At 73.0% G+C, this 25271-nt stretch carries 25 protein-coding genes and 1 riboswitch; of the genes, 11 read left to right on the top strand and 14 right to left on the bottom strand.

Annotated elements, in window-relative coordinates:
- Window positions 1-6 precede the first annotated feature (6 nt).
- Window positions 7-240, top strand: a complete 234-nt coding sequence (locus ACIRPX_RS12645) for a bacterioferritin-associated ferredoxin (protein WP_404192865.1) — start codon at window positions 7-9, stop codon at window positions 238-240.
- A 13-nt stretch (window positions 241-253) separates the two neighbouring features.
- Here the strand turns inward: ACIRPX_RS12645 and bfr are convergent, their stop codons facing one another.
- Window positions 254-733 (bottom strand): bacterioferritin, encoded by a 480-nt coding sequence (gene bfr / locus ACIRPX_RS12640; protein WP_067014823.1) that lies wholly within the window; start codon window positions 731-733, stop codon window positions 254-256.
- Between the two features lie 174 nt (window positions 734-907).
- Here bfr and ACIRPX_RS12635 point away from each other — a divergent pair, with 174 nt between their 5' ends.
- Entirely contained in the window at window positions 908-1555 is a 648-nt protein-coding gene (locus tag ACIRPX_RS12635; RefSeq protein WP_404192339.1) for a sulfite oxidase-like oxidoreductase, read from the top strand.
- A gap of 16 nt (window positions 1556-1571) precedes the next feature.
- Here the strand turns inward: ACIRPX_RS12635 and ACIRPX_RS12630 are convergent, their stop codons facing one another.
- The 6 genes from ACIRPX_RS12630 to thiO form a co-directional block, all read right to left on the bottom strand.
- On the bottom strand, window positions 1572-2075 hold the full coding sequence (locus ACIRPX_RS12630; RefSeq protein WP_404192336.1) for a DUF4396 domain-containing protein: 504 nt from the start codon (window positions 2073-2075) through the stop codon (window positions 1572-1574).
- Between the two features lie 68 nt (window positions 2076-2143).
- Complete coding sequence (locus tag ACIRPX_RS12625; RefSeq protein ID WP_404192334.1) at window positions 2144-3019, bottom strand: deoxyribonuclease IV; 876 nt, start codon at window positions 3017-3019, stop codon at window positions 2144-2146.
- A 34-nt stretch (window positions 3020-3053) separates the two neighbouring features.
- The gene (pknB, locus tag ACIRPX_RS12620) at window positions 3054-4973 is read right to left on the bottom strand and encodes a Stk1 family PASTA domain-containing Ser/Thr kinase (protein WP_404192332.1); all 1920 of its coding nucleotides are present in this window, start codon (window positions 4971-4973) and stop codon (window positions 3054-3056) included.
- Window positions 4974-5091: 118 nt separating this feature from the next.
- Window positions 5092-5886: a thiazole synthase gene (locus tag ACIRPX_RS12615; protein WP_404192329.1), complete on the bottom strand. Its 795-nt coding sequence runs from the start codon at window positions 5884-5886 to the stop codon at window positions 5092-5094.
- Between the two features lie 3 nt (window positions 5887-5889).
- Complete coding sequence (gene thiS, locus ACIRPX_RS12610; RefSeq protein ID WP_404192326.1) at window positions 5890-6090, bottom strand: sulfur carrier protein ThiS; 201 nt, start codon at window positions 6088-6090, stop codon at window positions 5890-5892.
- On the bottom strand, window positions 6087-7241 hold the full coding sequence (thiO, locus tag ACIRPX_RS12605; RefSeq protein WP_404192323.1) for a glycine oxidase ThiO: 1155 nt from the start codon (window positions 7239-7241) through the stop codon (window positions 6087-6089). The genes thiS and thiO overlap by 4 nt, the downstream gene beginning before the upstream one ends.
- Window positions 7239-7350: riboswitch (TPP riboswitch) on the bottom strand. It overlaps the preceding gene by 3 nt.
- Window positions 7351-7403: 53 nt before the next feature.
- On the opposite strand from thiO, the gene ACIRPX_RS12600 reads away from it, so the two are divergent.
- The 6 genes from ACIRPX_RS12600 (at window position 7404) to ACIRPX_RS12575 (ending at window position 12284) form a co-directional block, all read left to right on the top strand.
- Entirely contained in the window at window positions 7404-7745 is a 342-nt protein-coding gene (locus ACIRPX_RS12600) for a hypothetical protein (protein WP_404192320.1), read from the top strand.
- A gap of 45 nt (window positions 7746-7790) precedes the next feature.
- Window positions 7791-9032, top strand: coding sequence for an NAD(P)/FAD-dependent oxidoreductase (locus ACIRPX_RS12595; RefSeq protein WP_404192318.1), 1242 nt, complete (start codon window positions 7791-7793; stop codon window positions 9030-9032).
- Between the two features lie 65 nt (window positions 9033-9097).
- Window positions 9098-9463: an Rv2175c family DNA-binding protein gene (locus ACIRPX_RS12590; RefSeq protein ID WP_404192316.1), complete on the top strand. Its 366-nt coding sequence runs from the start codon at window positions 9098-9100 to the stop codon at window positions 9461-9463.
- A 138-nt stretch (window positions 9464-9601) separates the two neighbouring features.
- Entirely contained in the window at window positions 9602-10258 is a 657-nt protein-coding gene (gene thiE, locus ACIRPX_RS12585) for a thiamine phosphate synthase (protein WP_404192313.1), read from the top strand.
- Between the two features lie 98 nt (window positions 10259-10356).
- On the top strand, window positions 10357-11280 hold the full coding sequence (gene metF, locus ACIRPX_RS12580) for a methylenetetrahydrofolate reductase [NAD(P)H] (RefSeq protein ID WP_404192310.1): 924 nt from the start codon (window positions 10357-10359) through the stop codon (window positions 11278-11280).
- Between the two features lie 56 nt (window positions 11281-11336).
- Window positions 11337-12284: a hypothetical protein gene (locus ACIRPX_RS12575; protein WP_404192307.1), complete on the top strand. Its 948-nt coding sequence runs from the start codon at window positions 11337-11339 to the stop codon at window positions 12282-12284.
- 39 nt (window positions 12285-12323) lie between these two features.
- Here the strand turns inward: ACIRPX_RS12575 and ACIRPX_RS12570 are convergent, their stop codons facing one another.
- The 4 genes from ACIRPX_RS12570 to ACIRPX_RS12555 form a co-directional block, all read right to left on the bottom strand.
- A complete protein-coding gene (locus tag ACIRPX_RS12570) occupies window positions 12324-13805 on the bottom strand; it encodes a phytoene desaturase family protein (RefSeq protein ID WP_404192303.1) in 1482 nt (493 codons plus the stop codon).
- A 493-nt stretch (window positions 13806-14298) separates the two neighbouring features.
- Window positions 14299-14934, bottom strand: coding sequence for a TetR/AcrR family transcriptional regulator (locus ACIRPX_RS12565; protein WP_404192300.1), 636 nt, complete (start codon window positions 14932-14934; stop codon window positions 14299-14301).
- 47 nt (window positions 14935-14981) lie between these two features.
- Window positions 14982-17066, bottom strand: coding sequence for a YhgE/Pip family protein (locus ACIRPX_RS12560; RefSeq protein WP_404192296.1), 2085 nt, complete (start codon window positions 17064-17066; stop codon window positions 14982-14984).
- The gene (locus tag ACIRPX_RS12555) at window positions 17038-17772 is read right to left on the bottom strand and encodes an ATP-binding cassette domain-containing protein (protein WP_404192293.1); all 735 of its coding nucleotides are present in this window, start codon (window positions 17770-17772) and stop codon (window positions 17038-17040) included. Before ACIRPX_RS12555 ends, ACIRPX_RS12560 begins: the two co-directional genes overlap by 29 nt.
- A 172-nt stretch (window positions 17773-17944) precedes the next feature.
- On the opposite strand from ACIRPX_RS12555, the gene ACIRPX_RS12550 reads away from it, so the two are divergent.
- From ACIRPX_RS12550 to ACIRPX_RS12540, 3 genes are all read left to right on the top strand, one after another.
- The gene (locus ACIRPX_RS12550) at window positions 17945-18511 is read left to right on the top strand and encodes an SAV_6107 family HEPN domain-containing protein (RefSeq protein ID WP_404192291.1); all 567 of its coding nucleotides are present in this window, start codon (window positions 17945-17947) and stop codon (window positions 18509-18511) included.
- Window positions 18512-18685: 174 nt separating this feature from the next.
- Window positions 18686-19456: a methyltransferase gene (locus tag ACIRPX_RS12545; protein ID WP_404192288.1), complete on the top strand. Its 771-nt coding sequence runs from the start codon at window positions 18686-18688 to the stop codon at window positions 19454-19456.
- 277 nt (window positions 19457-19733) lie between these two features.
- Window positions 19734-20126: a DUF3040 domain-containing protein gene (locus ACIRPX_RS12540; RefSeq protein ID WP_232648209.1), complete on the top strand. Its 393-nt coding sequence runs from the start codon at window positions 19734-19736 to the stop codon at window positions 20124-20126.
- A gap of 102 nt (window positions 20127-20228) precedes the next feature.
- Here the strand turns inward: ACIRPX_RS12540 and ACIRPX_RS12535 are convergent, their stop codons facing one another.
- The 3 genes from ACIRPX_RS12535 to ACIRPX_RS12525 are packed head-to-tail and all read right to left on the bottom strand — an operon-like array spanning window position 20229 to window position 25149.
- A complete protein-coding gene (locus ACIRPX_RS12535; protein WP_404192285.1) occupies window positions 20229-22739 on the bottom strand; it encodes a DUF3488 and DUF4129 domain-containing transglutaminase family protein in 2511 nt (836 codons plus the stop codon).
- Window positions 22736-24109 carry a DUF58 domain-containing protein gene (locus ACIRPX_RS12530; protein WP_404192283.1) on the bottom strand — a complete coding sequence of 458 codons (1374 nt, stop codon included), beginning with the start codon at window positions 24107-24109 and terminating at the stop codon, window positions 22736-22738. The genes ACIRPX_RS12535 and ACIRPX_RS12530 overlap by 4 nt, the downstream gene beginning before the upstream one ends.
- Window positions 24109-25149, bottom strand: a complete 1041-nt coding sequence (locus ACIRPX_RS12525; protein WP_404192280.1) for an AAA family ATPase — start codon at window positions 25147-25149, stop codon at window positions 24109-24111. Before ACIRPX_RS12525 ends, ACIRPX_RS12530 begins: the two co-directional genes overlap by 1 nt.
- Between the last annotated feature and the right edge of the window lie 122 nt (window positions 25150-25271).

Below are 25271 nucleotides of genomic sequence, written 5' to 3'. Positions count from 1 at the left end.
CCGGAGGTGAGCCGCGTGTACGTCTGCAGTTGCTTCGGGATCACCGAGCAGCAGGTCGAGCAGCACGCGGAGAACGGCGCCTGCAGCCCCCGCCAGATAGCCTCCGCCTGCAAGGCGGGCACCGACTGCGGTTCGTGTGTACGGCGTATCCAGGCGATGCTCGGCCGCGGCGCGTTTCCACGCCGCGAACTCGTCGAGCAGGACGAGCCCGCCCTGGCCGGACTGGACGAAGCCGCCTAGCGCGGTCACGGCACTAGCTCTCCGGCTGCTCGATGAGCTGCGCGATGTAGAGCGCCTCGCCGAGCTTCTCGACCAGCTCCAGCTGGGTGTCGAGGTAGTCGATGTGGTGCTCCTCGTCCTCCAGGATCGACTCGAAGATGTTGGCGGACGTGATGTCGCCCTTCTCGCGCATCACCTTGATGCCCCGCCTGAGGCGGTCGATGGCCTCGACCTCGATCTGCCGGTCGGCCTCGAACATCTCCTTGACGGTCTGTCCCACGCGTACGTGGAAGAGCCGCTGGTAGTTCGGCAGCCCTTCGAGGAAGAGGATGCGGTCGGTGAGCACCTCCGCGTGCTTCATCTCGTCGAAGGACTCGTGGCGCGTGTACTTCGCGAGCTTCGTCCAGCCGAAGTTCTCCTGCATCTTCGCGTGCAGGAAGTACTGGTTGATCGCGGTCAGCTCACCGGTGAGCTGCTCGTTGAGGAATTCGATGACCTCGGGGTCGCCCTGCATCGCAGAGGCTCCTTCCGCGCGGGGGGAACTGGCAGGTTGGGCCGCATGATTGCACCGGCACCCAAGATCGTCCAGTAAGTCTTCACTTAGTAGGTAAGTGCGGGCTTGATGGCAATTGCCCTTGTTTGCAGCGGCCGGTCAGGCGCACCGTTCCCGGTCTGTCAGGATGGAGGCATGGGTCAGCCGGTGGAGCGTGGATCGGGAGAAGACGATTCGGGAAGAGCGGTACAGCCCGAGCTTCCGCCGGGACAGCGGCTGCAACGGGGCTGGCCGGTCACGCACTACGGACCCGTCCCCAAGTTCCGCCCCGAGCGCTGGGAGTTCCGGGTCTTCGGCGCCACCGCGGACGGCGGGAAGCGCTGCTGGACCCATGAGGAGTTCGCGGCCCTGCCGTACACCACCGTCATGGCCGATCTGCACTGTGTGACGAAGTTCAGCATGCTCGGTGCCGAGTGGGGCGGCATCCCGGCCCGGACGATCCTCCGGATCGCGCCGCCCGCGCCCGCGGTCACCCATGTGATGGTGTGGGCCGAGTACGGCTTCAGCTCCAACCTGCGCCTCGCGGACTTCGCCTCCGAGCGGACCATCCTCGCCACCCACAAGGACGGCGAGCTGCTGACGGCGGAGCACGGCTTCCCGCTGCGCCTCGTCGTGCCCCATCTGTACGCCTGGAAGGGCCCCAAGTGGGTCCGCGGCGTGGAGTACATGACCGCCGACCGCCGCGGCTTCTGGGAGGAGCGCGGCTACCACAACCTCGGCGACCCCTGGAAGGAGCAGCGCTACTCCTACCAGGAGGAGCCCGGGGACGGCCCCGAGCTCTGACTCCCGGCGGACGCCGTCAGTGGTGGTACGCGTGCACCACGGCGTGGCCCTTGCCGCGGCCGATCATCCACTTGTTGACCGGTGTCGTGACGGCGAAGGCGAGCGCGAGCGAGATCGCCAGCGAGGCCCAGAACAGCAGGTCGCCGAGGGTGGCGTCCATGGCGTCGGGCCACAGCGCGATCACCCCGTTGTCGATCAGCTCCATCACGGCGATGGACAGCGTGTCCGCGGCCAGGGCCACCTGGAAGGCCGCCCGGAAGCCGACTCCGGCCTTCAGCACCCCGCGCAGCGTCAGCGAGTAGCCGAAGACGAACGCGAGGACGATCGCCAGGAGTGTCGTGGAGAGGTTGCCCCAGCCCAGCGCGGTGCCGATCACCATGCCCAGCACCTCGCCGACGGCGCAGCCGGTGAGGCAGTGCAGGGTCGCCCGGGCGGCCGTGCTCCAGGTGGCCCCGGCGGGGTGATGGTGCGCGTGCGGCCGGGCCGGCGCGTGTACGTGTACGTGTGTCTCGTGGTCCATGCTGCCCCCAGTGTCGGGTCACGGTTCCTGCACCGGGCTGGAACCGTATACCCCATGGGGGTATTCCTTCACGGCTGGGAATCACGGAGTTTCTTCAGCCGCTCCACGTCCGCCGCGTGCCCCTCCTTGCCACCGGGCGTCTCGATGACCAGCGGTACGCCCTCGGTCGCGGGGTGGGTCGTCAGCGCCCGGAACGGGTCCTCGCCGATGTGGCCGGCGCCGATGTTCGCGTGCCGGTCCTTGTGCGCGCCGACCACGTCCTTGGAGTCGTTGGCGTGGATCAGCTTCAGCCGGCCCTCGCCGACCGTGTCCACCAGCAGATCGAGGGTCTGGTGCATGCCGCTCGGCCCGGTCAGGTCGTGGCCGGCCGCGAAGATGTGGCAGGTGTCCAGGCAGACGCCCAGCTTGGGGTGGGCGTCCAGCGCCTCGAAGTACGGCCCGAAGTCCCAGGTCCGCGAGCACAGCGAGGCGCCCTGCCCGGCCGTCGACTCCAGCAGCAGGAACGGGTCGTCGTCATGGGTGAGCTCGTCCAGCAGCGGCAGCAGCCGCTCCCGCACCTGCCGCAGGGCCACCGAGCGGTCCCGGCCGCCGGTCGCGCTGCCCGTGTGCACGACCACGCCCAGCGCCCCGATCTCCCGCCCCCGCCGCAGCGAGTGCCGCATCGACGCCACGGACTTCTCGACCGTCGCCGCGGTGTGCGAACCGAAGTTGATCAGGTAGGGAGCATGGACGTACGCCGGGATCGACTCCGCCTCGCACACCGCCCGGAACTCCTCGTCCTGCCGCGGACTGCCGGTGGGCGTCGCCCAGCCGCGCGGGTTGGCGACGAAGACCTGCACCGCCTCGGCCTTGAGGTCATGGGCGTAGGACAGGCCGACGGAGCTCAGGCCGCCGGCCACGGGGACGTGACCGCCGACGGGGTTGCGGGGCTGCTGACTCTTCACCCGTCCAGGGTGTCACGCGGTACGACGAGCTCCGTCACCGGATCTTGATGGTGATCGTCGACCCCTTGGGCGCCTTGTCGCCGCCCTTCACGGACTGGTCCTTGACGGTGTCGCCGAACAGGCCCAGCAGGCCGCGGTCCTCGCTGACCTTGAAGCCGGCGTCCTCGAGCGTCCGCTTCGCGTCGTCGACGCCGTCGCCCTTGACGTCCGGGACCTCGACCATCACCGGGCCCTTGGACAGGGTCAGCGTGACCGTGTCGCCCTCGGCGGCCTGGCCGTCGCCCGCGGGCGTCTGCGTGGCGACCTGGCCCTTGTCGAACTCGGAGTTGACCCGCCCCGGGGCGACCTTCACGGCCAGGCCCGCGTCCTCCAGGTCGGCCTTGGCCTCCTCCAGGTCCTCCCCGGTGACGTCCGGGACGTCCACGGGGGAGCCCTTGCTCACGACCAGCGCGATCGCCGAGCCCGCGTGCCGCGTCGTGCCCGCATCCGGGGAGGTGGAGATCACGGAGCCCTTGTCCACCTCGTCGCTGAACTCACGGGTGACCATGCCGGGCTCCAGCGCGGCCTTCTTCAGCCGGGCCCTCGCCTCGGCCAGCGTCCGGCCCTCCAGGTCCGGCACCCGCACCGTCTCCGGACCGTCGGAGATGGTGAGCGTCACGGACGCGTTGTCGCGGACACGGGTACCGGGCACCGGGTCCGAGCTGATGACCGTGCCGCGCTTCACCGTGTCGCTGTAGGCGTGCTCGATCTTTCCGAGATCGAGGCCGGCGTCCCCGAGCTGCTCGCGCGCCTGCGTCTGCGTCTTCGCCAGCACCGGCGGCACCTTGGTGAACTGCCCGGAGTTGATGTACCAGACGCCCGCGCCGACCCCGAGGACCAGCAGCACGGCGAGGACGATCGCGACCGGACCCCGCCGGGCGCCCGCGCCACGGCGGCGCGGCGGCAGGGGCGGCGGGCTCTCCAGCCGGCTGGTGCGCAGCACCTCGTCCTCGTTCACCGGCAGCTGCTGCTGCATCGCCACCGCGCGCGGGATCACACTCGTACGGTCCTGGGAGATGTCCTGGTGGGCCGGGGCGAGGGCCTGCGGCGGCATCGCGTCGAGCTGGTCCGCGTCGAGCGAGACCCGTACGTCCCGCACGTGCGCGAGAAGCGCCACCGCGTCCTGCGGACGGCGCTCCGGGGCGCGGGCGGTGGCCACCGCGACCAGCTCGTCCAGCGGGTACGCCAGCCCCGGCACGGCGGCCGACGGCGGCGGGACGTCCTCGTGGATGTGCTTGTAGAGCACGGTGGCCGGCGAGTCCCCGCCGTGCGGGCGGTCGCCGGTCAGCATCTCGTACAGGACGACACCGCACGCGTACACGTCGACCCGGGGGTCGGCGATGCCGTGCTCGATCTGCTCCGGTGCGAGGTAGGAGACGGTGCCGAGGACGGTGCCCGTCGTGCTGGTGACGGTGTTCACCGCCCGGACCAGCCCGAAGTCGGCGACCTTGACCCGGCCGTCATCCCCTATCAGGACGTTCTCCGGCTTCATGTCCCGGTGCACGAATCCGGCCCGGTGCGCGGCGCCGAGCGCGGCGAGGACCGGCTCCAGGATGTCCAGGGCGGCGCGCGGCTGCAGTGCCCCGCGCTCGCGCAGCACGTCGCGCAGGGTGCACCCGGCGACGTACTCCATGGCGAGATAGACGTACGACCCGTCGGTGCCCTGGTCGAAGACCTGCACCACGTTCGGGTGGGCCAGCCGGGCGACCGACTTCGCCTCCCGGATGAACCGCTCGACGAAGGTGCCGTCGGCGGCGAGCGTCGGGTGCATCACCTTCAGCGCGAGCACGCGGTCCAGGCGGGTGTCCAGGGCCCGGTAGACCGTGGCCATCCCGCCGACCGCGATCCGCGCGTCCACGCGATAGCGCCCGTCGAGCACCTGCCCGACCAAAGGGTCCTGAAGGGTCGTATCCACGCAGGTGAGTGTACGAGCCGTGACCGACAAGGCCGTCCGATCCTGCCGGATCGGGGCGTGACTGCAGCCGACCTGTGACGGACCTCGCACCGGTTGCCGAGGCCCGTCGAACGTGCGTTCAGAACGCGGGACGCTCGGGATCCAGGTGCGCGCGCCCCTCGTGCGGCGAGGACGCCTCGGCGAAGTGCCGGCGCGGGATGCGGCCCGCCCGGTGCGCCAGCCGGCCCGCCTCCACCGCGTGCTTCATGGCCTCGGCCATCAGCTGCGGCTCCTGCGCCCGCGTCACCGCGGAGGCGAGCATCACACCCGCGCACCCCAGTTCCATCGCGAGCGCCGCGTCCGAGGCCGTACCGGCGCCCGCGTCCAGGATCACCGGCACGCGCGCGTGCTCGGTGATCAGCTGGAAGTTGTGCGGGTTGCGGATGCCGAGACCGGAGCCGATGGGCGAGCCGAGCGGCATGATCGCCGCGCAGCCGGCGTCCTCCAGCTTCCGGGCGAGGACCGGGTCGTCGTTGGTGTACGGCAGCACGGTGAAACCGTCGTCGACGAGGATCTCGGCGGCGTCGAGCAGCTCGATCGGGTCGGGCAGGAGGGTGCGCTCGTCGGCGATGACCTCCAGCTTGACCAGGTCGGTGCCGAGCGCCTCGCGCGCCATGCGCGCGGTCAGCACCGCCTCCCCGGCGGTGAAGCAGCCGGCCGTGTTCGGCAGCACCCGGATGCCGAGCTGGTCCAGGACGGAGAGCACCGAGCCGTGCACCGAGGGGTCCACGCGCCGCATCGCGACCGTGGTCAGCTCCGTGCCGGACGCCACCAGCGCCCGCTCCAGCACGTCGAGGCTCGGGGCACCGCCGGTGCCCATGATCAGGCGGGACGTGAAGGACGTACCGCCGATGGCGAAGGGATCGTCGGCCATGGGTCAGCCTCCTTGGACGGCGGTGAGGACCTCGACGCGGTCCCCCTCGGAGAGGGGCGTCGACGGCCACTGCGCGCGCGGGACGACGGTTTCGTTGAGCGCGGCGGCCACTCCGGTGGGGGCCGCGGTCAGCGCCCGCACAACGGTGTCGAGAGCCGTGCCGGAAGCGAACTCCCGGAGCTCCCCGTTGACGGAGATGTTCATGCGGGCTGCTCCACGCGCCCGAAGCGCCTCGGGGTGAACGGGAGGGCCTCGTGCGGGAGATCGCCGGTGGTCAGGACGTGCGCCATGGCGTCGCCGGTCACCGGCGTCAGCAGCACGCCGTTGCGGTGGTGCCCGGTGGCCAGCAGCAGACCGGGCAGCTGCGTCGGGCCGAGCAGAGGGGCGTTGTCGGGGGAGCCCGGACGCAGGCCCGCACGCGTCTCCGTCAGCGGCAGCTCGGTGATGCCGGGGACCAGCTCGTGCGCGTCGCGCAGCAGCTCGTACACCCCGCCCGCGGTGACCGTCGTGTCCCAGCCGAGCTCCTCGGTGGTCGCGCCGATCACCAGCTCGCCGCTCTCGCGCGGCACCAGATAGACCTGGCTGCCGCGCACCACGGCGCGCACGGTGCGGCTGAGGAAGGGCGCGAGCCGCCGCGGCACACTCAGCCGCAGCACCTGCCCCTTCACCGGCCGCACCGGCGGCAGCACGTCGCCCGGGACCCCCGGGAGCCGCCCGCTGAGACTGCCGGCGGCCAGCACCACCTGGCCCGCGCCCAGCGCGGTGCCGTCCGCCGTGGTGACACCGCGGGCCCGGTCCCGTACGGCGTGGAAGCGCTCGGCCCACTGGCGGTGGAAGACCACGCCCGCGTGCTCGCAGGCGGCGACCAGCGCGCGTGCCAGCCGCCGCGGGTCGATCTGGTGGTCGCCGTCGACCCGGAGCCCACCGCGCACGCCCGGCGCGAGCATCGGTTCCAGGCGCCGGCACTCGCGGCCCGACAGCCACTCCGACTCCAGGCCCGACGCCCGCTGCAGGGCGTGCAGTTCGCGCAGGTGGGCGCGGTCGTCGGCGTCCAGCGCGACGGCCAGCGTGCCGCACCGGCGGTAGCCGAGGTCGTGCCCGGTGAGCTCGGTGAGCTCGGCCGTGAACTCCGGATAGCGGCGGGCCGAGGCGAGGTTCAGGCCGAGCAGGGTCTGCTCGCCGTGGTGCAGTTCGGTGACCGCGGCGAGCATCCCGGCGGCCACCTGCGCGGCCCCGCCACCCGGCTCGGGGTCCACGACGGCCGTGGCGAACCCGCGTTGCGCGGCCCGCCAGGCCGTGACCAGGCCGATGATTCCGCCCCCGATGACGAGGACGTCGGACGTACGTGACGACATGGGCGTCCAGCCCCTCCCTTCGCCGGCATGACCCGGATCAGGTTCGTACGGTCGGAGGCCGCCAGCCTCCCTCTCAGCCCGGTGCGTCCGGGCTCCCGCGAGTGCTTGTACGGTGGCCACCCTAGCCCGACCCTCCGCGCCTCTGTAAGGGAGCCTCCCGCCGTGCCCCGCTCGCTGGACGGACTCGTCCTCGCCCCCGTCGCCGACCAGGCCCCAGGTCAGGTGGGCACCCGGACGCGGTTCACGTACCACGAGAAGGACGGCGGGATCTGGGCCGAGTACGCGGGCGGGGATGTCGTACGGGGCCGTCTGGTGGGTACCCGGGACGGTGACCGGCTGGACTTCCGGTACGTGCAGCTCAAGCGGGACGGGACGACGTCCTCGGGGCACTGCGTGTCCACGGTGGTGGAGCTGCCGGACGGGCGCGTGCGGCTGGAGGAGAGCTGGGAGTGGGAGTCGGGGACCGGCAGCGGCACCAGTGTTGTGGAGCAGGTCACCGAGTGAGCGCGACCGCTGACTGACACTGTGTCAGTTGGCTAGGGTGATCAGGTGAGCGAGCAGACGCAGGAGACGGGCGGGCCGCCCTCGCGGCACGTGGTCGTGGTCGGCGCGGGCATGGCCGGGGTGCAGTCCGCGGTGGCGCTGCGCGAACAGGGCTTCACCGGCCGCGTGACCCTGATCGGCGCCGAGCCCCACCAGCCCTACGACCGGCCCCCGCTGTCCAAGGCCGTCCTGCTCGGCAAGTCCGAGGGCTCCGCCTTCGACGTCGACTTCGAGGCGCTCGGCATCGAACTCCGGCTCGGGTGCGAGGTACTGGGCGTGCGCCCCGCCGAGCACCGGCTGGACACCGAGGCCGGGCCCGTCCGCTACGACGTCCTCGTGCTCGCCACCGGTGCCGAACCGATTCGGCTGCCGGGCGCCGAGGGCGTCCCCGGTGTGCATCTGCTGCGCACCCTGGACGACGCCGACCGGCTGCGGCCCGTCCTCGCCCGGCAGCACGACATCGTGGTGGTCGGCGCGGGCTGGATCGGGGCCGAGTTCGCCACGGCCGCGCGCGAGGCGGGCTGCGCGGTGACGGTCGTCGAGGCGGCGGACCGGCCGCTCGCCGGCGCCCTGCCCGCCGAGGTGGCCGCCCCGATGGCCGCCTGGTACGCCGACGCCGGCGTCGAACTGCGCACGCACACGCGCGTGGAGCGTGTCGAGCCCGGCGCGGTCGTCCTCGACGACGGCTCGCGGCTGCCCGCGGGCGCGGTCGTGGTCGGCATCGGCGCCCGCCCCGCCACGGCCTGGCTCGGCGGCTCCGGCATCGAGCTCGGAGCGCACCACGAGATCGTCGCGGACGCCCATCTGCGCACCTCGGCACCGGACGTCTACGCCGTCGGCGACTGCGCCTCCTTCCCGTCGCGGCGCTACGGCGAGCGCCTGCTGGTCCACCACTGGGACAACGCCCTGCAGGGGCCGCGCACGGTCGCCGAGAACATCGTCGCCGAAGCCAACGGTGCGGCGGCGGCCGTCTACGACCCCGTTCCGTACTTCTGGTCCGAGCAGTTCGGCCGCTTCGTCCAGTACGCCGGCCATCACGCCGCCGCCGACACGACCCTGTGGCGCGGCGACCCGGCCGGGCCCGCCTGGTCCGTCTGCTGGCTGCGCGAGGGCCGGCTGGTCGGCCTGCTCGCGGTCGGCCGGCCCCGGGACCTGGCGCAGGGCAGACGGCTGATCGAGGCCGGCACACCGATGGACGCCGAGCGCATGGGGGATCCGTCCAGGCCCCTGAAGGCCGCCACGGCGTAACACGGAACCCCAGGTCGGGCCGGCCTGGCTTCCGACTGTCGGTGCGGGATGGCAGGCTTGATTCCGTGACCGAGATTGACGCAAAGATCGATGCTCTCGTCCCCGCCTGGCTCACCCTGCCCGACATCGCAGAGATGCTCGACGTCGAGGTGACGCGAGTGCGGCAGCTGGTCAAGGAGGGCCAGCTCATCGCCGTACGCCGTGGTGAGAACCGCGCACTGCACGTCCCCGCCGCCTTCATCGACGGGCACAAGGTCGTCAAGGGCCTGAGCGGCACCCTGACGCTCCTGCGCGACGACGGCTTCACCGACGAGGAGATGCTCGAGTGGCTCTTCACTCCCGACGAGAGCCTGCCGGGCACCCCCGCCCAGGCCCTCAGCGAGAATCGAGGCACGGAGGTGAAGCGCCGCGCCCAGGCGCTCGCCGTCTGATCCGAACCCGCTGATCCGAACACCGTCCGGCGTACGGGCCGGGGTCCGCGGGCCGCGGCCGTGGTGCACCGCGGCCGCGGCACCGAAGCCTCCCGCGGGCCCGCGGCCCGTACGCCACCGACCACGGGGGACACCCACATGCCCGGCACCGCCGCCACCGCACGCGCCCGACTCGCCGACGCCCGCGTCTACCTCTGCACGGACGCGCGCAGGCGCCAGGGCGATCTGCCGCAGTTCCTGGACGCCGTCCTGGCGGGGGGCGTCGACATCGTGCAGCTGCGCGACAAGGGCATGGAGGCGGGCGAGGAGCTCGAGCACCTGGAGGTCTTCGCCGACGCCTGTGCCCGCCACGGCAGGCTGCTGGCGGTCAACGACCGCGCGGACGTGGCGCACGCGGCCGGCGCGGACGTCCTCCACCTCGGCCAGGGCGACCTCCCGGTCCCCGCGGCCCGCGCGATCCTCGGCGGCGACGTCCTCGTCGGCCGCTCGACCCACGCGGAGTCCGAGGCCGCGGCGGCCGCCGTCCAGGAGGGCGTCGACTACTTCTGCACCGGGCCCTGCTGGCCGACCCCGACCAAGCCGGGCCGGCACGCCCCCGGCCTCGACCTGGTCCGGTACACCGCATCCCTCGGCACCGACCGCCCCTGGTTCGCCATCGGCGGCATCGACCTCGCCAACCTCGACCAGGTGATCGACGCCGGAGCCCGCCGGGTCGTGGTCGTCCGCGCCGTCACCGAGGCGGCGGACCCGGGCGCCGCGGCGGCCGAGTTCGCCGAGCGGCTGCGGCAGGCCTGATCACGCCGGCTGTCCGAGGCGTGGACAGCAAGTCGACAATTCGGGTAAAAATCCCGCGTTCGGTTGGGGGACCGTCGCCCCCTGGTTAACCTGCGAGTATGGCCCTCGGAACCGCATCCACCAGGACTGACCGCGCACGCACCGTGCGGGACGTGCTCGCCACGGGCAAGACGACGTACTCCTTCGAGTTCTCGGCGCCCAAGACGCCCAAGGGCGAGCGGAACCTGTGGAGCGCGCTGCGCAGGGTCGAGGCCGTGGCTCCCGACTTCGTCTCCGTGACGTACGGCGCCGGCGGCTCCACGCGCGCGGGCACGGTCAGGGAGACCGAGCAGATCGTCGCCGACACCACGCTGACCCCGGTCGCCCACCTCACCGCGGTCAACCACTCCGTCGCCGAACTGCGCAACATCATCGGCCAGTACGCCGACGCCGGGATCCGCAACATGCTCGCCGTGCGCGGCGACCCGCCCGGGGACCCCATGGGGGACTGGGTGCCGCACCCGAAGGGCCTCGTCTACGCGGCGGACCTCGTCCGGCTCATCAAGGAGTCCGGCGACTTCTGCGTGGGCGTCGCGGCCTTCCCGGAGATGCACCCGCGCTCCGAGGACTGGGACACGGACGTCTCCCGCTTCGTGGACAAGTGCCGGGCCGGCGCCGACTACGCGATCACCCAGATGTTCTTCCAGCCGGAGTCCTATCTGCGGCTGCGCGACCGCGTGCAGGCGGCCGGCTGCGAGACCCCCGTCATCCCCGAAGTGATGCCGGTGACCAGTGTGAAGATGCTGGAACGGCTGCCGCAGCTCAGCAACGCCCGCATCCCGTCCGTCCTGAAAGAGCGGATCCTCACAGCAAAAGACGATCCGGCCGCTGTACGCTCCATTGGCATTGAATTCGCCACGGAGTTCTGCGCACGGCTGCTGGCCGAGGGAGTGCCGGGTCTGCACTTCATCACGCTCAACAACTCCACGGCGACGCTGGAAATCTACGAGAACCTGGGTCTGCACCACCCCCCGCAGGCCTAGACCGGCCGCACCGGTGTACGACACACTGCGTAGCGGCGACTGGGAGAGGGGCGTACATGGGCTGGACGGTCCTCTATATCGCGTTCGGCATCGTCGCACTGTGGCTGCTCGGTGAGGTGCTGCTGCAGTACAAGGCGCGGCTGCGCTGGCGGCTGCTCGCGTTCGCGGGCTTCCTGGGTGTCGTCATCGGGGTGCTGATCCCCTCGGTGATCGTCATCGGACTGGGCGCGGCCGCGTTCGCGGTCGGCCAGACCTACGTCACCCTCTCCTTCCGCCGCGGCTTCTCGGCGGGCTGGGCGGTCAAGCGCCCGGAGGGCGAGGACGGCGGCAGGGGGCGGCGCGGCAGGGCGGAGCACCAGGATCCGACCCTGGAGGTCTCCGACCTCGAGGCGGACGAGGGCGCGTACGACGAGCGGGCCGCCTACACCCGCGAGAACGTCGCCTACGGCGACGACGACTACGACCGCGACGACGTCTTCACGCCCGCGCACCAGGCCCAGCCCACGGCCGCCGAGAGCACCATGGTGTACGAGCCGCAGCCCATGCCCGACGACACCGGTTCGTACGGCATCTACGACAACGCCGCCTACGCCGGCGCCGGCCAGCCCCAGGACCAGGCCCAGGACCAGTACGCGGCGGCCGCCCAGGGCGGCGACCAGGCCTACGCCTACGACTACTCGGGCTACGACCAGCAGCAGTACGGCTACGACACCGGCGGCCAGCAGCAGTACGCCGCCTACTCCGACCCGTACATCGGCACGCAGACGTACGGCGGCTACGACGCCTACGGGCAGCAGCAGTACGGCCAGCAGGGCTACGGCCAGGACCAGCAGCAGTACGGCCAGCAGGGCTACGGCGGCGAGACCCCGTCCGGCGGGGTGTGGGTCCCGCAGCAGCGCACCGACGAGTCCTACGGCGGCGAGCTCCCGCCGGAGCAGCCCTACCCCTACCAGGGCGACGGCCAGGCGCAGGGGAACGGGTACGACGAGCAGTACCGCTTCTGAACGCGCTCCGTCCCCGCGCCCCTCGCCGCCGGACGAGGCTCACTGCGAGCCTCTGAACTCCGGTCCCTCCACGATGAGTCCGGCCACCAGCGCGCCGGACATGCCCGCGTGCGGGAGACCGCCGCCGGGATGAGCCCATCCGCCGACCCGGTACAGACCCGGCAGGCGGGTGGTGTTGGCCGGGTGCAGGAAGCGCCCGCCCCCGGCGGCCAGCGACGGCGCGGACACCCCGCCCGAGCCGCTGCCCGTCGTCTCCTCGCGCCACAGGATCCGCTCCCGCAGCCCCGGTATCACCGCCTCCGCCGCGGCGACGAGTTCGCCGGCGAGGGCTTCGCGCCGTCCGGGCAGGTCCCGTCCGCCGTCCGAGGCGACCACCGCGGACAGGACCACCGACTCGTGGTCGCCGTCCGGCCGCAGCGCCGGGTCGTCCGGCCGCAGCACGGTCACCGTGGGCCGCACGGGCCCGGGGGACGGCGAGCCGAGGGCGTCCAGCTCGGCCGCGCGGTCGGGGGCGTGGACGATCGTGCGATGCACCGCACCGGTCTCCCGCGGGCCGCGCAGCGCCAGCAGCACGGTGAACCGCCCGGGGCGCGAGCCGGTGCCGGGCCCTACGTCGCCCTCGTCGTCGAGCCGGTGTCCCGTCAGCTTCCGCAGCCGGGCGGGACGCACACCGGCGACCACGTGGTCCGCCTCCGCCACCGTGCCGTCCGCCACCTCCACGCCCGCGGCCCGGCCGTCCTTCTCCGGCACGCCCGTCACCTCGGCACCGAAGCGGAACTCGACCCCGCGGGCCAGGCACCGCTCGAACACCGCGCGCGCCAGCTCCCGCGTGCCGCCGCGGACGTACCAGGTGCCGAAGGCGTGCTCCATGTACGGCAGCACGGCGGCGCTCGCCGGGGCGGTGCGCGGATCGAGGCCGTACGCGAGGGCGTGACCCTCCAGGAGCGCGGCGAGCCGGGGGTCGCGCAGCTCCCAGGCGCCGATCTCGGCGAGCGTGGCCGCCCGCCGGGTGCGCAGCAGCCGCTTGTGCGGCACCGCCGGGTACGGCTCGCGGTCCGCCAGCACCGACCAGTCGGGCCACAGGGGCTCCTCCAGCAGCGGGCGGCGGGTGCGGTCCCAGGCCTCGCGGGCCCGCACCAGGAAGTCGCCCCAGCGGCCGCCCGCGCCGGACCCCAGCGCCTCGTCCAGCGCGGCGACGACACCCGCGCGCGAGGCGTTGGGCAGCGCGGCCTCGGTGCCGTCCGCGAACACGTGCCGGGAGGACGGGTCGACCTGGACCAGCTCGACGCACGCCTCCAGCGGCTCCTTGCCGGTCTTGACGAACAGATCGCGCCAGACGGCGGGCAGGGTCAGCAGCCCGGGACCGGTGTCGAAGGCGAAGCCGTCCCGCTCGAAGCGGCGCACCTCCCCGCCGTACGTCTCCGCACGCTCGTACACCGTCACCCGGTGGCCCGCGACGGCCAGCCGGGCGGCGGCCGCCATCGCGCCCGTCCCGGCGCCGATCACCGCAATCCGTCCCATGCCTGCGACTTTATCGACCACCACCGACCGTCACGGACGGCGCGGTCCGCCTCGGCGGAGCCGCCGGGGGAGTACGGGCGCGGGCGCGCTCGTCACCACGCGGCGGCCAGGCACCCTGGGGGTGAGTGCGCAGCCCTGAGTACGCGTACCTAGTGACGGAGATGAGTAGCCGCGCGGATGGGCCGCCACCTGCGTGAACGAGACAGTGGAGACACGGAAAGGGGCTCGGCTCCGGCACCGGCGACACGGGGCGCCGGAACGGAGCCGCCCACGATCCGCTCCTTCCGCCGGCCGCGCGTCGGCGGGAGCGAGACACGGGGGAACCCGGGGGAACGACCGAGAACGGGGGCCCAACGGGGGGAAGTGAGTACGGGGGAGCACGAGAAGGCGCCGGTGCGAGGTGGCCCGCGGGGGACGCGGCCGGCGCGCACCGGCGCCTTCGTGTCCGTGCCGTCGCTCTCTTCCCGCCGTGCTCAGCCGCCCGCCGGCGTGCTCAGCGGCGGCCGGGTCCGCTCACGCGCCCCTGGAGCAGCCGGGACAGCGCCGCGTGCACGTCGTCCAGGGAGCGCTCCGGCTGGAAGGACTGCCAGTCCAGCGCGGCCACCAGGACCATGCCGACCAGTGCCGACGCGGTCAGCGGCACGTCGATCTCGTCGCTGAGCTCGCCTCCCGCCACGCCCTCGCGCAGCACGTCCTCGACGACCGAGACCGCCTGCTGCCTGACCACCATCAGCGTCGACTGCCAGGCCCTGTTGGTACGCCACATCTCGGCCACGTAGAGCTGCGTGAAGGCGGGATAGCGGTCGATGAAGACGAGGCCGGCGCGGATCATCGCGTCCAGGGCGTCCACCTTGCTCCCGCCGTCCCGGGCCGTCCGCTCGGCCGCCTCCCGCAAGGAGGCGGCGAGGAGTCCGACGCCGTGCCGCAGCAGCTCCTCGAAGAGGACGGACTTGCTCGCGAAGTTGTAGTAGACGGTGCCCTTCGCGACACCGGCCCGCTCGGCGATCTCGTCCACCGTGGTGGCGGAGAAGCCCTGCTCGGCGATGAGCGTGACGGCCGCCTCGTAGAGCTTCTGCCGGGTGGCCTCGCGGCGCGTGCTGCCGCCCGAGGCGGTGCTGCTGCTTTCCATGGCCCTGATTGTCACAGGAGCCGAAGCCCCGGACGGCACCGCGGCCCTCACAGCGTCAGCTCCGGGTGCAGCCGGTCCAGCGTCCACACCTGCCGGCGGCGGGCCGACACCGCGGTGAGCGCGAGGGCGCCCGCGGTGAACGCGGTGAGCACCACGCACGCGTGCCACACCGGTCCCAGGCCGCCGCCCGTGATGAGCCGCCGCAGGGCCTCCACGACGTAGCTCATCGGCAGGAAGGGGTGCAGCGCGTTGAAGAAGCCGGGGCTGGTCTGCACCGGGTACGTGCCGCCCGCGGACGTCAACTGGAGCATCAGCAGGGCGAGGACGAGGATCCGGCCCGCCGCTCCGAAGCGCGCGTTCAGCCACTGCACGATCGCCCCGAAGCACGCCGTCACCAGGAAGAGGAAGCCGACCGTGCCGGCCGCCCGCGCCATCTGCAGGCCGATCGCCCAGTGCAGCACCGCCATCAGGGACACCGTCTGCAGCACGCCGATCGCCACCACCGGGAGCCAGCCCGCGAACGCGATCCGCCAGGCCGGGGCGCCGGTGGCGAGGGCGCGCCGGTTCATCGGCGGGATCAGCATGTACGCCACCATCGCGCCCACCCACAGGGACAGCGGGATGAAGTACGGGGCGAACCCGGTGCCGTAGTTGGGCGCCTTGTGCAGGTCCTCGGAGGCCAGGTGGACGGGGTCGGCCATCACCTCGGTGCGCCGGTCGCGGTCCTTCTTGTCGTAGTCCGGGATCCTCCCGGCGCCGTCGTGCAGCCCGCCCGCGAGCCTGCCCGAGCCGTCGACGAGCTTGAACAGGCCGCCGTCGAGGTCCTGGGCGCCGGTCTTCAGCTTGCCGACCCCCGCGTCGAGGTCGGCCGCGCCGCCCGAGGCGGTGCCGAGCCCCTTGTGCAGCTTCTTGGCGCCCGCGGCGACCTTGGCGGCCCCGTCGTTCAGCTTGTTGATCCTGGAGACGGCGTCGTCGAGGTCCTCCGAGAGGTGCGGCGCGCTCTTCGCGAGCGCCCGGGCCTGCTCCTGGAGGGTGGCCAGGTTCCGGTCGAGCTTCTTCAGGTCGCCGTCCTGGTCGCCGATCAGTGTGTTGAGGTCGTCGGCGATCGTCGCCACGTCGTCGGCGGCCTCCTTCGCCTTCTTCAGGTCGGAGCAGGCGGCGTCCGGCAGGACGGGCTGCTCGCAGCGCGCCCGGTAGACGTCGTCCAGCGTCGCGGAGGCCGTGTGCGCGCCCTTGGCGGCGGCCGGGGCCGTCCTGACCAGGGTGGCGAGGTGGTGGCGGATCGCCTTGGAGGAGTCGGCGACCAGCCGGGCGGTGTCCCCGATGGTCTTCTCGTTGTCCTTCAGGAACGGGCCCGCCTTCTCGTCCACCGCGTTGACCTTGTCGGCGAGCGTCTGGGTGCCCGCCGCGACCTGCGCGGAGCCGTCCTGCAGGGCACCCGCGCCCGTGTTGAGCTTCTTCAGGCCCTTGGAGAGCCTGCCGCTGCCGCTCTTGGCGTCCACGAGCCCGTCGGCGAGATCCTTCGAGCCCTTCTCCGCCTTGCCGATCCCGCCGTTGAGCCGGTCCGCCCCGTCGGCGGCCTTCACCGTCGCCCCGTGGATGTCGGAGAACGAGATGAAGATCTTGTCCAGGAAGGACCGCGATGCCTTGGTGGACGCGGCCTGCCGCACCTCGCTGAACACCGTGCGCGAGATCTGCCCGACGATGTAGTTGTTCGCGTCGTTCGTGCGCACCTGGAGCGCTCCCGTCTCGGGGGAGTCGCCCGCGCTGGACGCGATCCGCCTGCTGAAGTCGGCCGGCATGGTCAGCGACAGGTAGTACGTGCCGTCCTCCACGCCCGCGCGTGCCTCCTCGGCGCTCACCTCGTGCCAGTCGAAGACGGCGCTGTCCCGCAGCCCCTTGGTGAGGTCGTCGCCCGCGGCGACCTTCTTCCCGTCGGCGCTCGCCCCCCGGTCGTCGTTGACGAGCGCCACGGGGATGCGGTCCAGACGGCCGTAGGGGTCCCAGAACGACCACAGGTACAGGGCGCCGTACAGCAGCGGCAGCACCAGGAGCGCCACCAGGGCGGCCCGGGGCAGCCTGCCCCGGCCGAACCGCCTCAGCTCAAGCGCGGCCAGTTTCGGCGAGCGCATCGGCCTTCTCCTTTCCCGTGGTGTTTCCCGTGGTGACGACGACGGCGTCCTCGGGGGCAGCGCTGCACACCGCCACGACCGTCGTGCCGGACCCGGCGACCGACCTCAACAGCGCCCAGACCTCGTCCCGTTCGGCGTCCGAGAGCTTCAGGTCGGTGTCGTCGACGCCGAGCAGCCGGGGCCGGCCCAGCAGCGCGAGCGCGACGGACAGCCGCAGCGCCTCCAGGCGTTCGAGATCGCGTACGTGTGTGCGGGTGCCCTTGGGCAGCGACTCCCGGTCCAGGCCCGCGGCGGTGAGCGCGGCGTCGATCCGCAGCCTCGCCTCGGCCGCGCGCTCGCCGCGCGGCCGCAGCAGCGCGCGCAGCGAGTCGCCGAACCGCCGCTGCAGCAGCGCCCGTTCGCGCAGATGCTCGGCCACGGTCAGGGCCGGTTCGAGCTCGGCGACTCCGGCGACGTGCGCGAGCCCGCTGACCCGCCGCACGGCCGCCATCTGCTGGGGCAGCCTGCGCTCTCCCACCACGGCCTCACCCGCGGCCGGCCTCATCCGCCCCGTGAGCGCGAGCAGCAGACAGGTACGGCCGGACCCGGACGGCCCCTCGATCGCGATCAGCGAGCCCGGCTCCGCGGCGAACGTGACATCACGGAAGGCCCAGCCGCGCGGCCCCTTGATCCCTAGCCCGCGGGCGGTGACACCCACTCCGGACACGGTTCTCCCCACCCTGCAATTTGAACTGACTGGTCAGTGCAAAAACTATCCCGAACCTTCGATCGAAGCAAAAGCGCAGGTCAGAACGGATTGTCAGTGGCGTATCGCACGATGGACACATACGGCACCCCTTCTCGGGCGATGCCGTCACGCAGACGACAGGAGGTTCGTCATGGCCAGCTACCACGCAGCAGCCGCCCACCGGCGCCGCGCCACCGGCCCTGCCCCCTCACTGACCGGCCCGGCGAGCGACGTCCACCCCGTGCTGCGCCGGACCACGGCCCCGCCCGCCGCCCTCGACCTGCTCGCCCAGGCCCGCGCCGGGCTGGACGAGGCAGCCGTCCTCGAAACGCCCAACGAGCGCTACGCCACGGCCCACCTCGCAGCCCTGCGCACGGCCGCCGCGGTGCTCGCGGCCCGGGGGCGCCCGGAGCCGTCGTCCCGACGGCGTGCCCGCATCCGGAGCGCTTGGGAAGTGCTCCCCGAGATCGCGCCCGAACTGACCGAGTGGAGCGTCCTGTTCGCCTCCGGGGCCCGCCGCCGCGCCCTCGCCGAGGCCGGCATCCAGGGCGCCGCCGGCCGCCGCGACGCCGACGACCTGATACGGGACGTGGCGATGTTCCTGCGCCTCGTCGAGCGGATGCTCGTCCTCCAGCCCGTCCTCCCGCAGCCGCGCCAGGACGCCGACCACCCGCGCACCGAGGCGGAGAGTGACCGCGGCTTACCGGACACCGGATGAGTCCGTCCGCCGTGCGAGACGTTCGGCGGGGCACGCCGCCGCAGTGACCGGGCGGGGCGCCGGAGGCAATAGGGTGGAAGGCGCCTGCAGCCTTCCCTCCCGCGCCCGGGCGGGGGAGGCACCCCGTTCGCTCCGCCGTGCAAGGGGCGGTGCCGCGCCGAGGAGTCAACTGCCGTGTCGGACCCGATGCGACCCCGCGCCTCTCTCCGTACCGCCGTGGTCTGGGAGGTCCTCCAGGAGGCCCTCGAACGCCGGGTCAAGGCCACGGGGCGGGAGTCCTTGGACGTCCTCGACACCGGGGGCGGCAGCGGCAACTTCGCGGTGCCCGTCGCCCGGCTCGGCCACCGGGTCACCGTCGTCGACCCCAGCCCGAACGCGCTCTTCGCGCTGGAGCGCCGCGCCGCCGAGGCCGACGTCGCCGACCGGGTGAAGGGCGTCCAGGGCGACGCCCACGGCCTCTTCGACGTGGTCGAGCGCGGCGGCTACGACGCGGTGCTGTGCCACGGCGTCCTGGAGTACGTCGACGACCCGGCCGAGGGCGTGCGCAACGCCGTGGCCGCGCTGCGCTCCGAGGGCGTCCTCAGCCTGCTCGCCGCGGGCCTCGGCGGCGCGGTGCTCGCGCGCGCCCTGGCCGGCCACTTCAAGGAGGCCCGGCAGGCCCTGGAGAACCCGGCCGGCCGCTGGGGCGAGGGCGACCCCGTGCCGCGCCGCTTCACCGCCGAGCAGCTCTCCGCGCTGGTCGAGCAGACGGGTCTCCGGGTCGGCGCCGTGCACGGTGTCCGGGTCTTCGCCGACCTGGTCCCGGGCGTCCTGGTGGACACCGAGCCCGGCGCCCTGGAGGCGCTGCTGAAGCTGGAGGAGGCGGCGGCCCAGTCCCCCGCCTTCCACTCCGTGGCGACCCAGCTCCACGTGCTCGGCGAGACGCAGGGGGCCTCCGGGGCCTGAGCCGCCTCCTGCGGTGCGCCGCTGATCAGGGACTTGGCCGCACATGGAGTACGCCACAGGCCCCCCGATCGGGCGCTCGGCGCCGTATGATCGAGGGAGACCGCCCGGCATGACGGGTCGGCCGTTGGGGAATGCAGCATTCAACGAGCCGGGGCGTGCATGGCGGACACCGGTTGGTCAATTGGCGCAGAGGGGCGGGTTTCACGGGGGCGATTCCCTGCCTATCCTGAAGGGACCCCCCGGGTCGCCCCGGCGACTGCACGATGAGGAGGACTCCGTGCCGCTCTCGGAGCACGAGCAGCGCATGCTCGAGCAGATGGAGCGAGCGCTGTATGCCGAAGATCCCAAGTTCGCGACAGCGCTTGAGGGAAGCGGGCTGCGTACGTACACCCGGCGACGGGTGTACCAGGCGGTCGCGGGCTTCCTCGTGGGTATCGCGCTCCTCATGGCTGGAATGGTCGCCAAGCAGGTGTGGCTCAGCGTGGTGGGCTTCCTGGTCATGCTGGGATGCGCCGTGCTCGCCGTGACCGGCTGGCGCAAGGCTCCCAAGCCGGGTGAACAACCCGCCGCCGGTGCCCCGCACGCGCGCCGTCAGGGACGGCAGAAGCGCTCGATGATGGACCGTATCGAGCAGCGCTGGCAGCGCCGGCGCGACGAACAGGGCCACTGACACCTTCGTTCACACAGCTGAGGGGGTGACCACCCGCCGGGTGGTCACCCCCTCAGCTGCGCCCGCGGGACGGGGCGCGCCGGCCGCACCGGCGCGTTCCCGTCATCCGCTCTGCTGTCCGGAGGGCCGTCGCACCAGCCCGGCCAGGGCCGACCGGCGCTCGGCCCAGCGGGCCTTGGCGGCCGTCCAGCGGTCCATGGCCTCCCACGCCGCCCGGACGGCCGAGCGGGGCGCCACGACCGCCCGCACCCGGGTGGTCCGGCTGACCTTGGACCGCAGCGCCACCCGCATCCTGCGCACGTCGTCGGCCAGTCCCGGCTCGGCGTGCGGCTCCGGTGCGAACAGCACCTGTTCCACCGCGCTCGCCACCCGGTGCACGGAGCCCGCCGTGGCCGCGTCCAGCTGTCCGAGCCGCACGATGCGCGCGGCCGCCTTCCGCGGGGTCAGCGCGTCGTCCGGCACGATGCCGTAGTCCCAGGCCGTGTCGGTGAGCTCGCGCCAGACGGCCAGCACGTGGTGCGCGGCCACCTGGGCGGCGTAACCCGCCGAAGCCTCGACCGGCACGGCCGCCACGTCCAGGTCGTCCGTGGCCCCCGCGCCCGGCCCGCGGGCTCTGCCGCCCCGCCCGGACGCCCGCCCGGACGCGGAGTGCTGGGCCGAGGCCAGCCGCATCGAGCGCCGCCGCACCCGCCACAGCATGGGCAGCAGCGGCAGGGCGATCACGAGGAGCCCGAGCAGCGCCCATCCGACGATCTTGTACCAGGACAGACCGCCGTCCTGCGGCTTGGCCGTGTCCACCGGCAGCGCGCCCGCGCAGGCCGCGAGCTTCCTGTCCACGGCCGCGCAGCTCGTGCTCGCCGACGGCGCGGACGAGGCGGCCGAACCCGCCGACTGCGAGGGCCGCGCCACGTCGGGGAGGCTGCTGCCCGGCGTGTCCGTCTGCGTGTACGAGGGAGCCACGCCCCGGTTCGGGGTGGGCTCGAAGCGGGTCCAGCCCACACCCTCGAAGTACAGCTCGGGCCAGGCGTGGGCGTCCTTCAGGCCCACCGACACCGAGCCGTCCGCCTGCGGAGTCCCCGGGGCGAAGCCCACCGCGACCCGGGCGGGGATGCCCAGGCTGCGGGCCATGGCCGCCATCGCGAAGGAGAAGTGGACGCAGAAGCCCTCCTTGTCCTTCAGGAAGCGGGCGATCGCCTGCGGGCCGCTGCCGACCTGCACCTGGGTGCTGTACTGGAAGCCGCCGTTGACCGCGAACCAGTCCTGGAGCTTGACCGCCTGCTCGTAGTGGGTGGTCGCCCCCTCGGTCACCTGGCGGGCGGTCTTCGCGACCACCGCGGGCACCGAGTCCGGCAGCTTGGTGTAGTCCCGCTTGATCGCGGCGGGCGGTGCCGGCGCGTCCGCGAGCTGCTCTGCCGTCGGCTGCACGTCCAGGCTCTTGACCAGGTACGTCTTGCCGCGCGTGGTCTCGCCGTGGTCGCCGACGAGCGTCATGCCGACCGGCTCGTAGCGCCACTTGCCCGGGACGTCCGCGCCGCTCGGCGGGTACGGCATCGGCAGCCAGTCCTGGGCGTACCAGTCGGCGGCCGAGATGCGGGTCTCGATCTCCGCCCGCTTGACGTCCGGGCCGAGGCCGGACGGGGTCGGGAACTTGTCCGGGACGCTGGTGACATGCCGCTTGGAGGGCCGCCAGGTGCTGCCGTCGAAGTCGTCGAGGGAGACGATCCGGATGTACAGGTTCGAGATGTCGTTGGTGTTCGACCTCAAGGACATGACCTGGCGGTCCTCGTCCACGTTCAGACTGTCGCGCAGCGAGACCAGCGGGTTGACCGCGGAGATCGTGCCGCCCCCGCCGTTGCCGTTGCCCACGCCCGTTCCCGTGGCGTCCAGCAGGCCGCCGTTCATCGCGGGCAGCGCCAGCGGCACCATGAGGGCGACGCCCAGCGCGACCACCCCGATGCGCCGGCCGGTGCGGACCGGCGCCACCGCGCCCGGCTCCCCGCCGGGCGAGCGCGCCGCGCCGGCGAACACGCGGCCCCACTGCGAGAGCCGCTCGCGGCCCTCGGCCAGCAGCAGCATGAGATAGCCGCCCGCCGCGACCAGGAACCACAGCCAGTCGGCAGCGCCGTCGGACAGGCCCGCGGCGACGGAGTAGAGCGCCAGCAGGGGCAGCCCGGCCGGGGCCGCGCTGCGGAAGGTCACCGCGAGCGTGTCCACCGCGAGGCCGACCAGCATGACCCCGCCGAGGAGCATCAGCCGGATGCCGTCGGACTCCAGGGGCGCCGGGATCGCGTACCGCGCGATGTCGTCGCCGCCCTGCCGGAGCAGGTCGGAGAGGTGACGGAACGCCTCCGGGCCCGGCACGATCCCGGCCAGGGCCTGCTGGCGTGCGAAGACGAGCGTCAGCAGCAGCAGCGTGACCAGGGCCTGCGCCGCGATCGTCAGCGGACGAGCCAGCGGCACCCGGCGGGTCACCGCGCCGACGCCCGTCTGCACCGCCAGCAGGACGGCCGCCTGCAGGATCCAGGTGGCGGGGGTGACCAGGGGCAGCAGGGAGCAGGACGCCATCAGCGTGGCCGCCCAGGCGCACAGCGCCAGTCGTGCCCGCCCGCTCATGAGCCCGCCCCCTCACGGATCGTCCCCGTCGTCGCGGCGAGGCCCGTGCGCTCACGGTCCGCCTGCCGCCACAGCTCGCTCAGCGCGGCGCCCCGCGGCACGCTCAGGGCCGTCCAGCCCGCCTCCCGCAGCATCCGCAGCCGCTCCCCATGCCGGTCCAGCGCCCCGGGCACGTCGCCGGGTTCCCGCATCCAGGCACCGGTGTCCAGCACGAAGGCGACCGCGCCCCCGCTGCGCTGGCGCATCTTGGCGGCCACCGCGGCCTGCTCCTCGTCCAGGTCGCCGAAGAAGGCCACCAGGAGCCCTTCGTTCCCGCCGCGCAGCACGTCGTACGCCCGCGACAGGCCCGTGCCGTCCGAGTGGTCGACCACCGCGAGGGTGTCCATCATCAGCCCGGCCGAGTCGGCCGTCTCCTGGCTCGCGCCCGCGAAACCGTCGGAGCCCTCGCCGGGCACCGAGTTGCCGGTGTCCGTCAGCAGCCGCACGGAGAAGCCCCGTTCGAGCATGTGCACCAGCACGGACGCCGCGCCCGAGACGGCCCACTCGAAGGCCGAGTCCGGGCCGGCACCGTCGAAGGCGATGCCCCGGGTGTCGAGCAGCACCGTGCAGCGGGCGCGCTGGGGCTGCTCCTCGCGGCGCACCATCAGCTCGCCGTAGCGGGCGGTGGAACGCCAGTGGACGCGGCGCAGGTCGTCGCCGTGGCGGTAGCCGCGCGGGATCACGTCGTCCTCGCCGGCCAGGGCGAGCGAGCGCTGCCGCCCGTCGCCGTACCCCTTGGCCTCGCCGGCCAGCCGCACCGGAGGCAGTGCCTCCACACGCGGGATCACCGTCAGGGTGTCGTACGCCGAGAAGGACCGGGTCAGCTCGCACATCCCGAACGGGTCGGTCAGGCGCAGCTGCAGCGGGCCGAGCGGATAGCGGCCGCGCAGGTCGGAGCGGACCCGGTAGGACACCTCGCGGCGGCCGCCCGGCTCCACCCGGTCCAGCACGAACCGGGGGCGCGGGCCGAGCACGTACGGCACCCGGTCCTGGAGCATCAGCAGGCCCGTGGGCAGCCGCGAGACGTTGTCCATCCGCAGATGGACGCGGGCCTCGCTGCCGGCCGGTACGCGGCCGGGGGAGAGGCGGCGGCTGCCGGCCACCCGGTAGCGCGTGCGGTACAGGAACCCCGCGCAGACCAGCGGCAGGACGGCCAGCAGCAGGCCGACCCGCAGCAGATCGCTCTGCCCGAGGACGTAGGCGCAGACGGCGGCCGCGATGCCGGCCGCCAGGAAGGAGCGTCCGCGGGTGGTCAGACCGGCAAGGGCGGTGCGCACACCGCCCTTCTCGCCCCGGTCGGCCTCCGGCTGCGCCGTACCCCCGAAGGCCATCACAGCCTCCGCGGCGGTTGCTGGGGATAGGACGGGGCACCGCGGCCCAGCCCGCCGAAGCCGGCCTGCTGCTGGGGCGCCGACGGAACCGGGGTGCGCTGCAGGATCTCCTGCACGACCTGCTCCGAGGTGCGGCGGTTGAGCTGGGCCTGGGCGGTGGGCAGCAGGCGGTGGGCCAGGACGGCGACGGCGAGCGTCTGCACGTCGTCCGGCAGCGCGTACTCCCGGCCGCTCAGGGCGGCGGCCGCCTTCGCCGCGCGCAGCAGGTGCAGCGTCGCGCGCGGGGAGGCGCCGAGTCTGAGGTCGGGATGGGTGCGGGTGGCGGCGACCAGGTCCACCGCGTACCGGCGGACCGTCTCCGCCACGTGGACGCCGCGGACCGCTTCGATCAGCTTCACGATGTCGTGCGCGTGGGCCACCGGCTGGAGGTCCTCCAGCGGGGAGACGCCGCCGTGCACGTCGAGCATCTGCAGCTCGGCCTCCACGCTGGGATAGCCCACCGAGACCCGGGCCATGAAACGGTCGCGCTGGGCCTCGGGCAGCGGGTAGGTGCCCTCCATCTCGACCGGGTTCTGCGTGGCCACCACCATGAAGGGGCTGGGCAGCTCGTAGGTCTGCCCGTCGATCGTGACCTGGCGCTCCTCCATCGACTCCAGCAGTGCCGACTGGGTCTTGGGCGAGGCGCGGTTGATCTCGTCGCCGATCACGATCTGCGCGAAGATCGCTCCCGGCTTGAACTCGAAGTCCCGGCGCTGCTGGTCCCAGATCGACACCCCGGTGATGTCCGAGGGCAGCAGGTCGGGGGTGAACTGGATGCGCCGCACCGAACAGTCGATGGACCGGGCCAGCGCTTTGGCGAGCATGGTCTTGCCCACGCCGGGGACATCCTCGATCAGAAGATGTCCCTCGGCGAGCAGTACGGTCAGCGAAAGCCGTACGACCTCGGGCTTGCCCTCGATCACTCCTTCCACCGAACTGCGGACCCTCTCCACAGTGGCGGTCAGATCAGTGAGGCTCGCTCGATCGTCATAGGTCGTCACCCGGCCCTCCTCGGCCCGTTTCTTTCTCCGGGCCGTCGCTCTGCGATGCGGACCGGCCCACCCCGAAACACGGACACCACGCGTGAATAGTTCCGCGTGACGTCACACCCGCATTCTTGCTG

This window comes from Streptomyces sp. NPDC101225, from assembly GCF_044767585.1.
In the GTDB taxonomy this organism is placed as follows: Bacteria; Actinomycetota; Actinomycetes; order Streptomycetales; family Streptomycetaceae; genus Streptomyces.
This window is presented reverse-complemented; position numbering and strand designations above follow the sequence as displayed.

What these genes read in the sequence shown, in the direction of transcription:
- metF (WP_404192310.1), top strand. Translation starts at nt 10,357, where the DNA reads ATGGCCCTCGGAACCGCATCCACCAGGACTGACCGCGCACGCACCGTG.
- bfr (WP_067014823.1), bottom strand. Translation starts at nt 733, where the DNA reads ATGCAGGGCGACCCCGAGGTCATCGAATTCCTCAACGAGCAGCTCACC.
- ACIRPX_RS12565 (WP_404192300.1), bottom strand. Translation starts at nt 14,934, where the DNA reads ATGGAAAGCAGCAGCACCGCCTCGGGCGGCAGCACGCGCCGCGAGGCC.
- ACIRPX_RS12550 (WP_404192291.1), top strand. Translation starts at nt 17,945, where the DNA reads ATGGCCAGCTACCACGCAGCAGCCGCCCACCGGCGCCGCGCCACCGGC.
- ACIRPX_RS12535 (WP_404192285.1), bottom strand. Translation starts at nt 22,739, where the DNA reads ATGAGCGGGCGGGCACGACTGGCGCTGTGCGCCTGGGCGGCCACGCTG.
- ACIRPX_RS12635 (WP_404192339.1), top strand. Translation starts at nt 908, where the DNA reads ATGGGTCAGCCGGTGGAGCGTGGATCGGGAGAAGACGATTCGGGAAGA.
- ACIRPX_RS12630 (WP_404192336.1), bottom strand. Translation starts at nt 2,075, where the DNA reads ATGGACCACGAGACACACGTACACGTACACGCGCCGGCCCGGCCGCAC.
- ACIRPX_RS12615 (WP_404192329.1), bottom strand. Translation starts at nt 5,886, where the DNA reads ATGGCCGACGATCCCTTCGCCATCGGCGGTACGTCCTTCACGTCCCGC.
- ACIRPX_RS12530 (WP_404192283.1), bottom strand. Translation starts at nt 24,109, where the DNA reads ATGGCCTTCGGGGGTACGGCGCAGCCGGAGGCCGACCGGGGCGAGAAG.
- ACIRPX_RS12570 (WP_404192303.1), bottom strand. Translation starts at nt 13,805, where the DNA reads ATGGGACGGATTGCGGTGATCGGCGCCGGGACGGGCGCGATGGCGGCC.
- ACIRPX_RS12575 (WP_404192307.1), top strand. Translation starts at nt 11,337, where the DNA reads ATGGGCTGGACGGTCCTCTATATCGCGTTCGGCATCGTCGCACTGTGG.
- ACIRPX_RS12560 (WP_404192296.1), bottom strand. Translation starts at nt 17,066, where the DNA reads ATGCGCTCGCCGAAACTGGCCGCGCTTGAGCTGAGGCGGTTCGGCCGG.
- thiS (WP_404192326.1), bottom strand. Translation starts at nt 6,090, where the DNA reads ATGAACATCTCCGTCAACGGGGAGCTCCGGGAGTTCGCTTCCGGCACG.
- thiO (WP_404192323.1), bottom strand. Translation starts at nt 7,241, where the DNA reads ATGTCGTCACGTACGTCCGACGTCCTCGTCATCGGGGGCGGAATCATC.
- thiE (WP_404192313.1), top strand. Translation starts at nt 9,602, where the DNA reads ATGCCCGGCACCGCCGCCACCGCACGCGCCCGACTCGCCGACGCCCGC.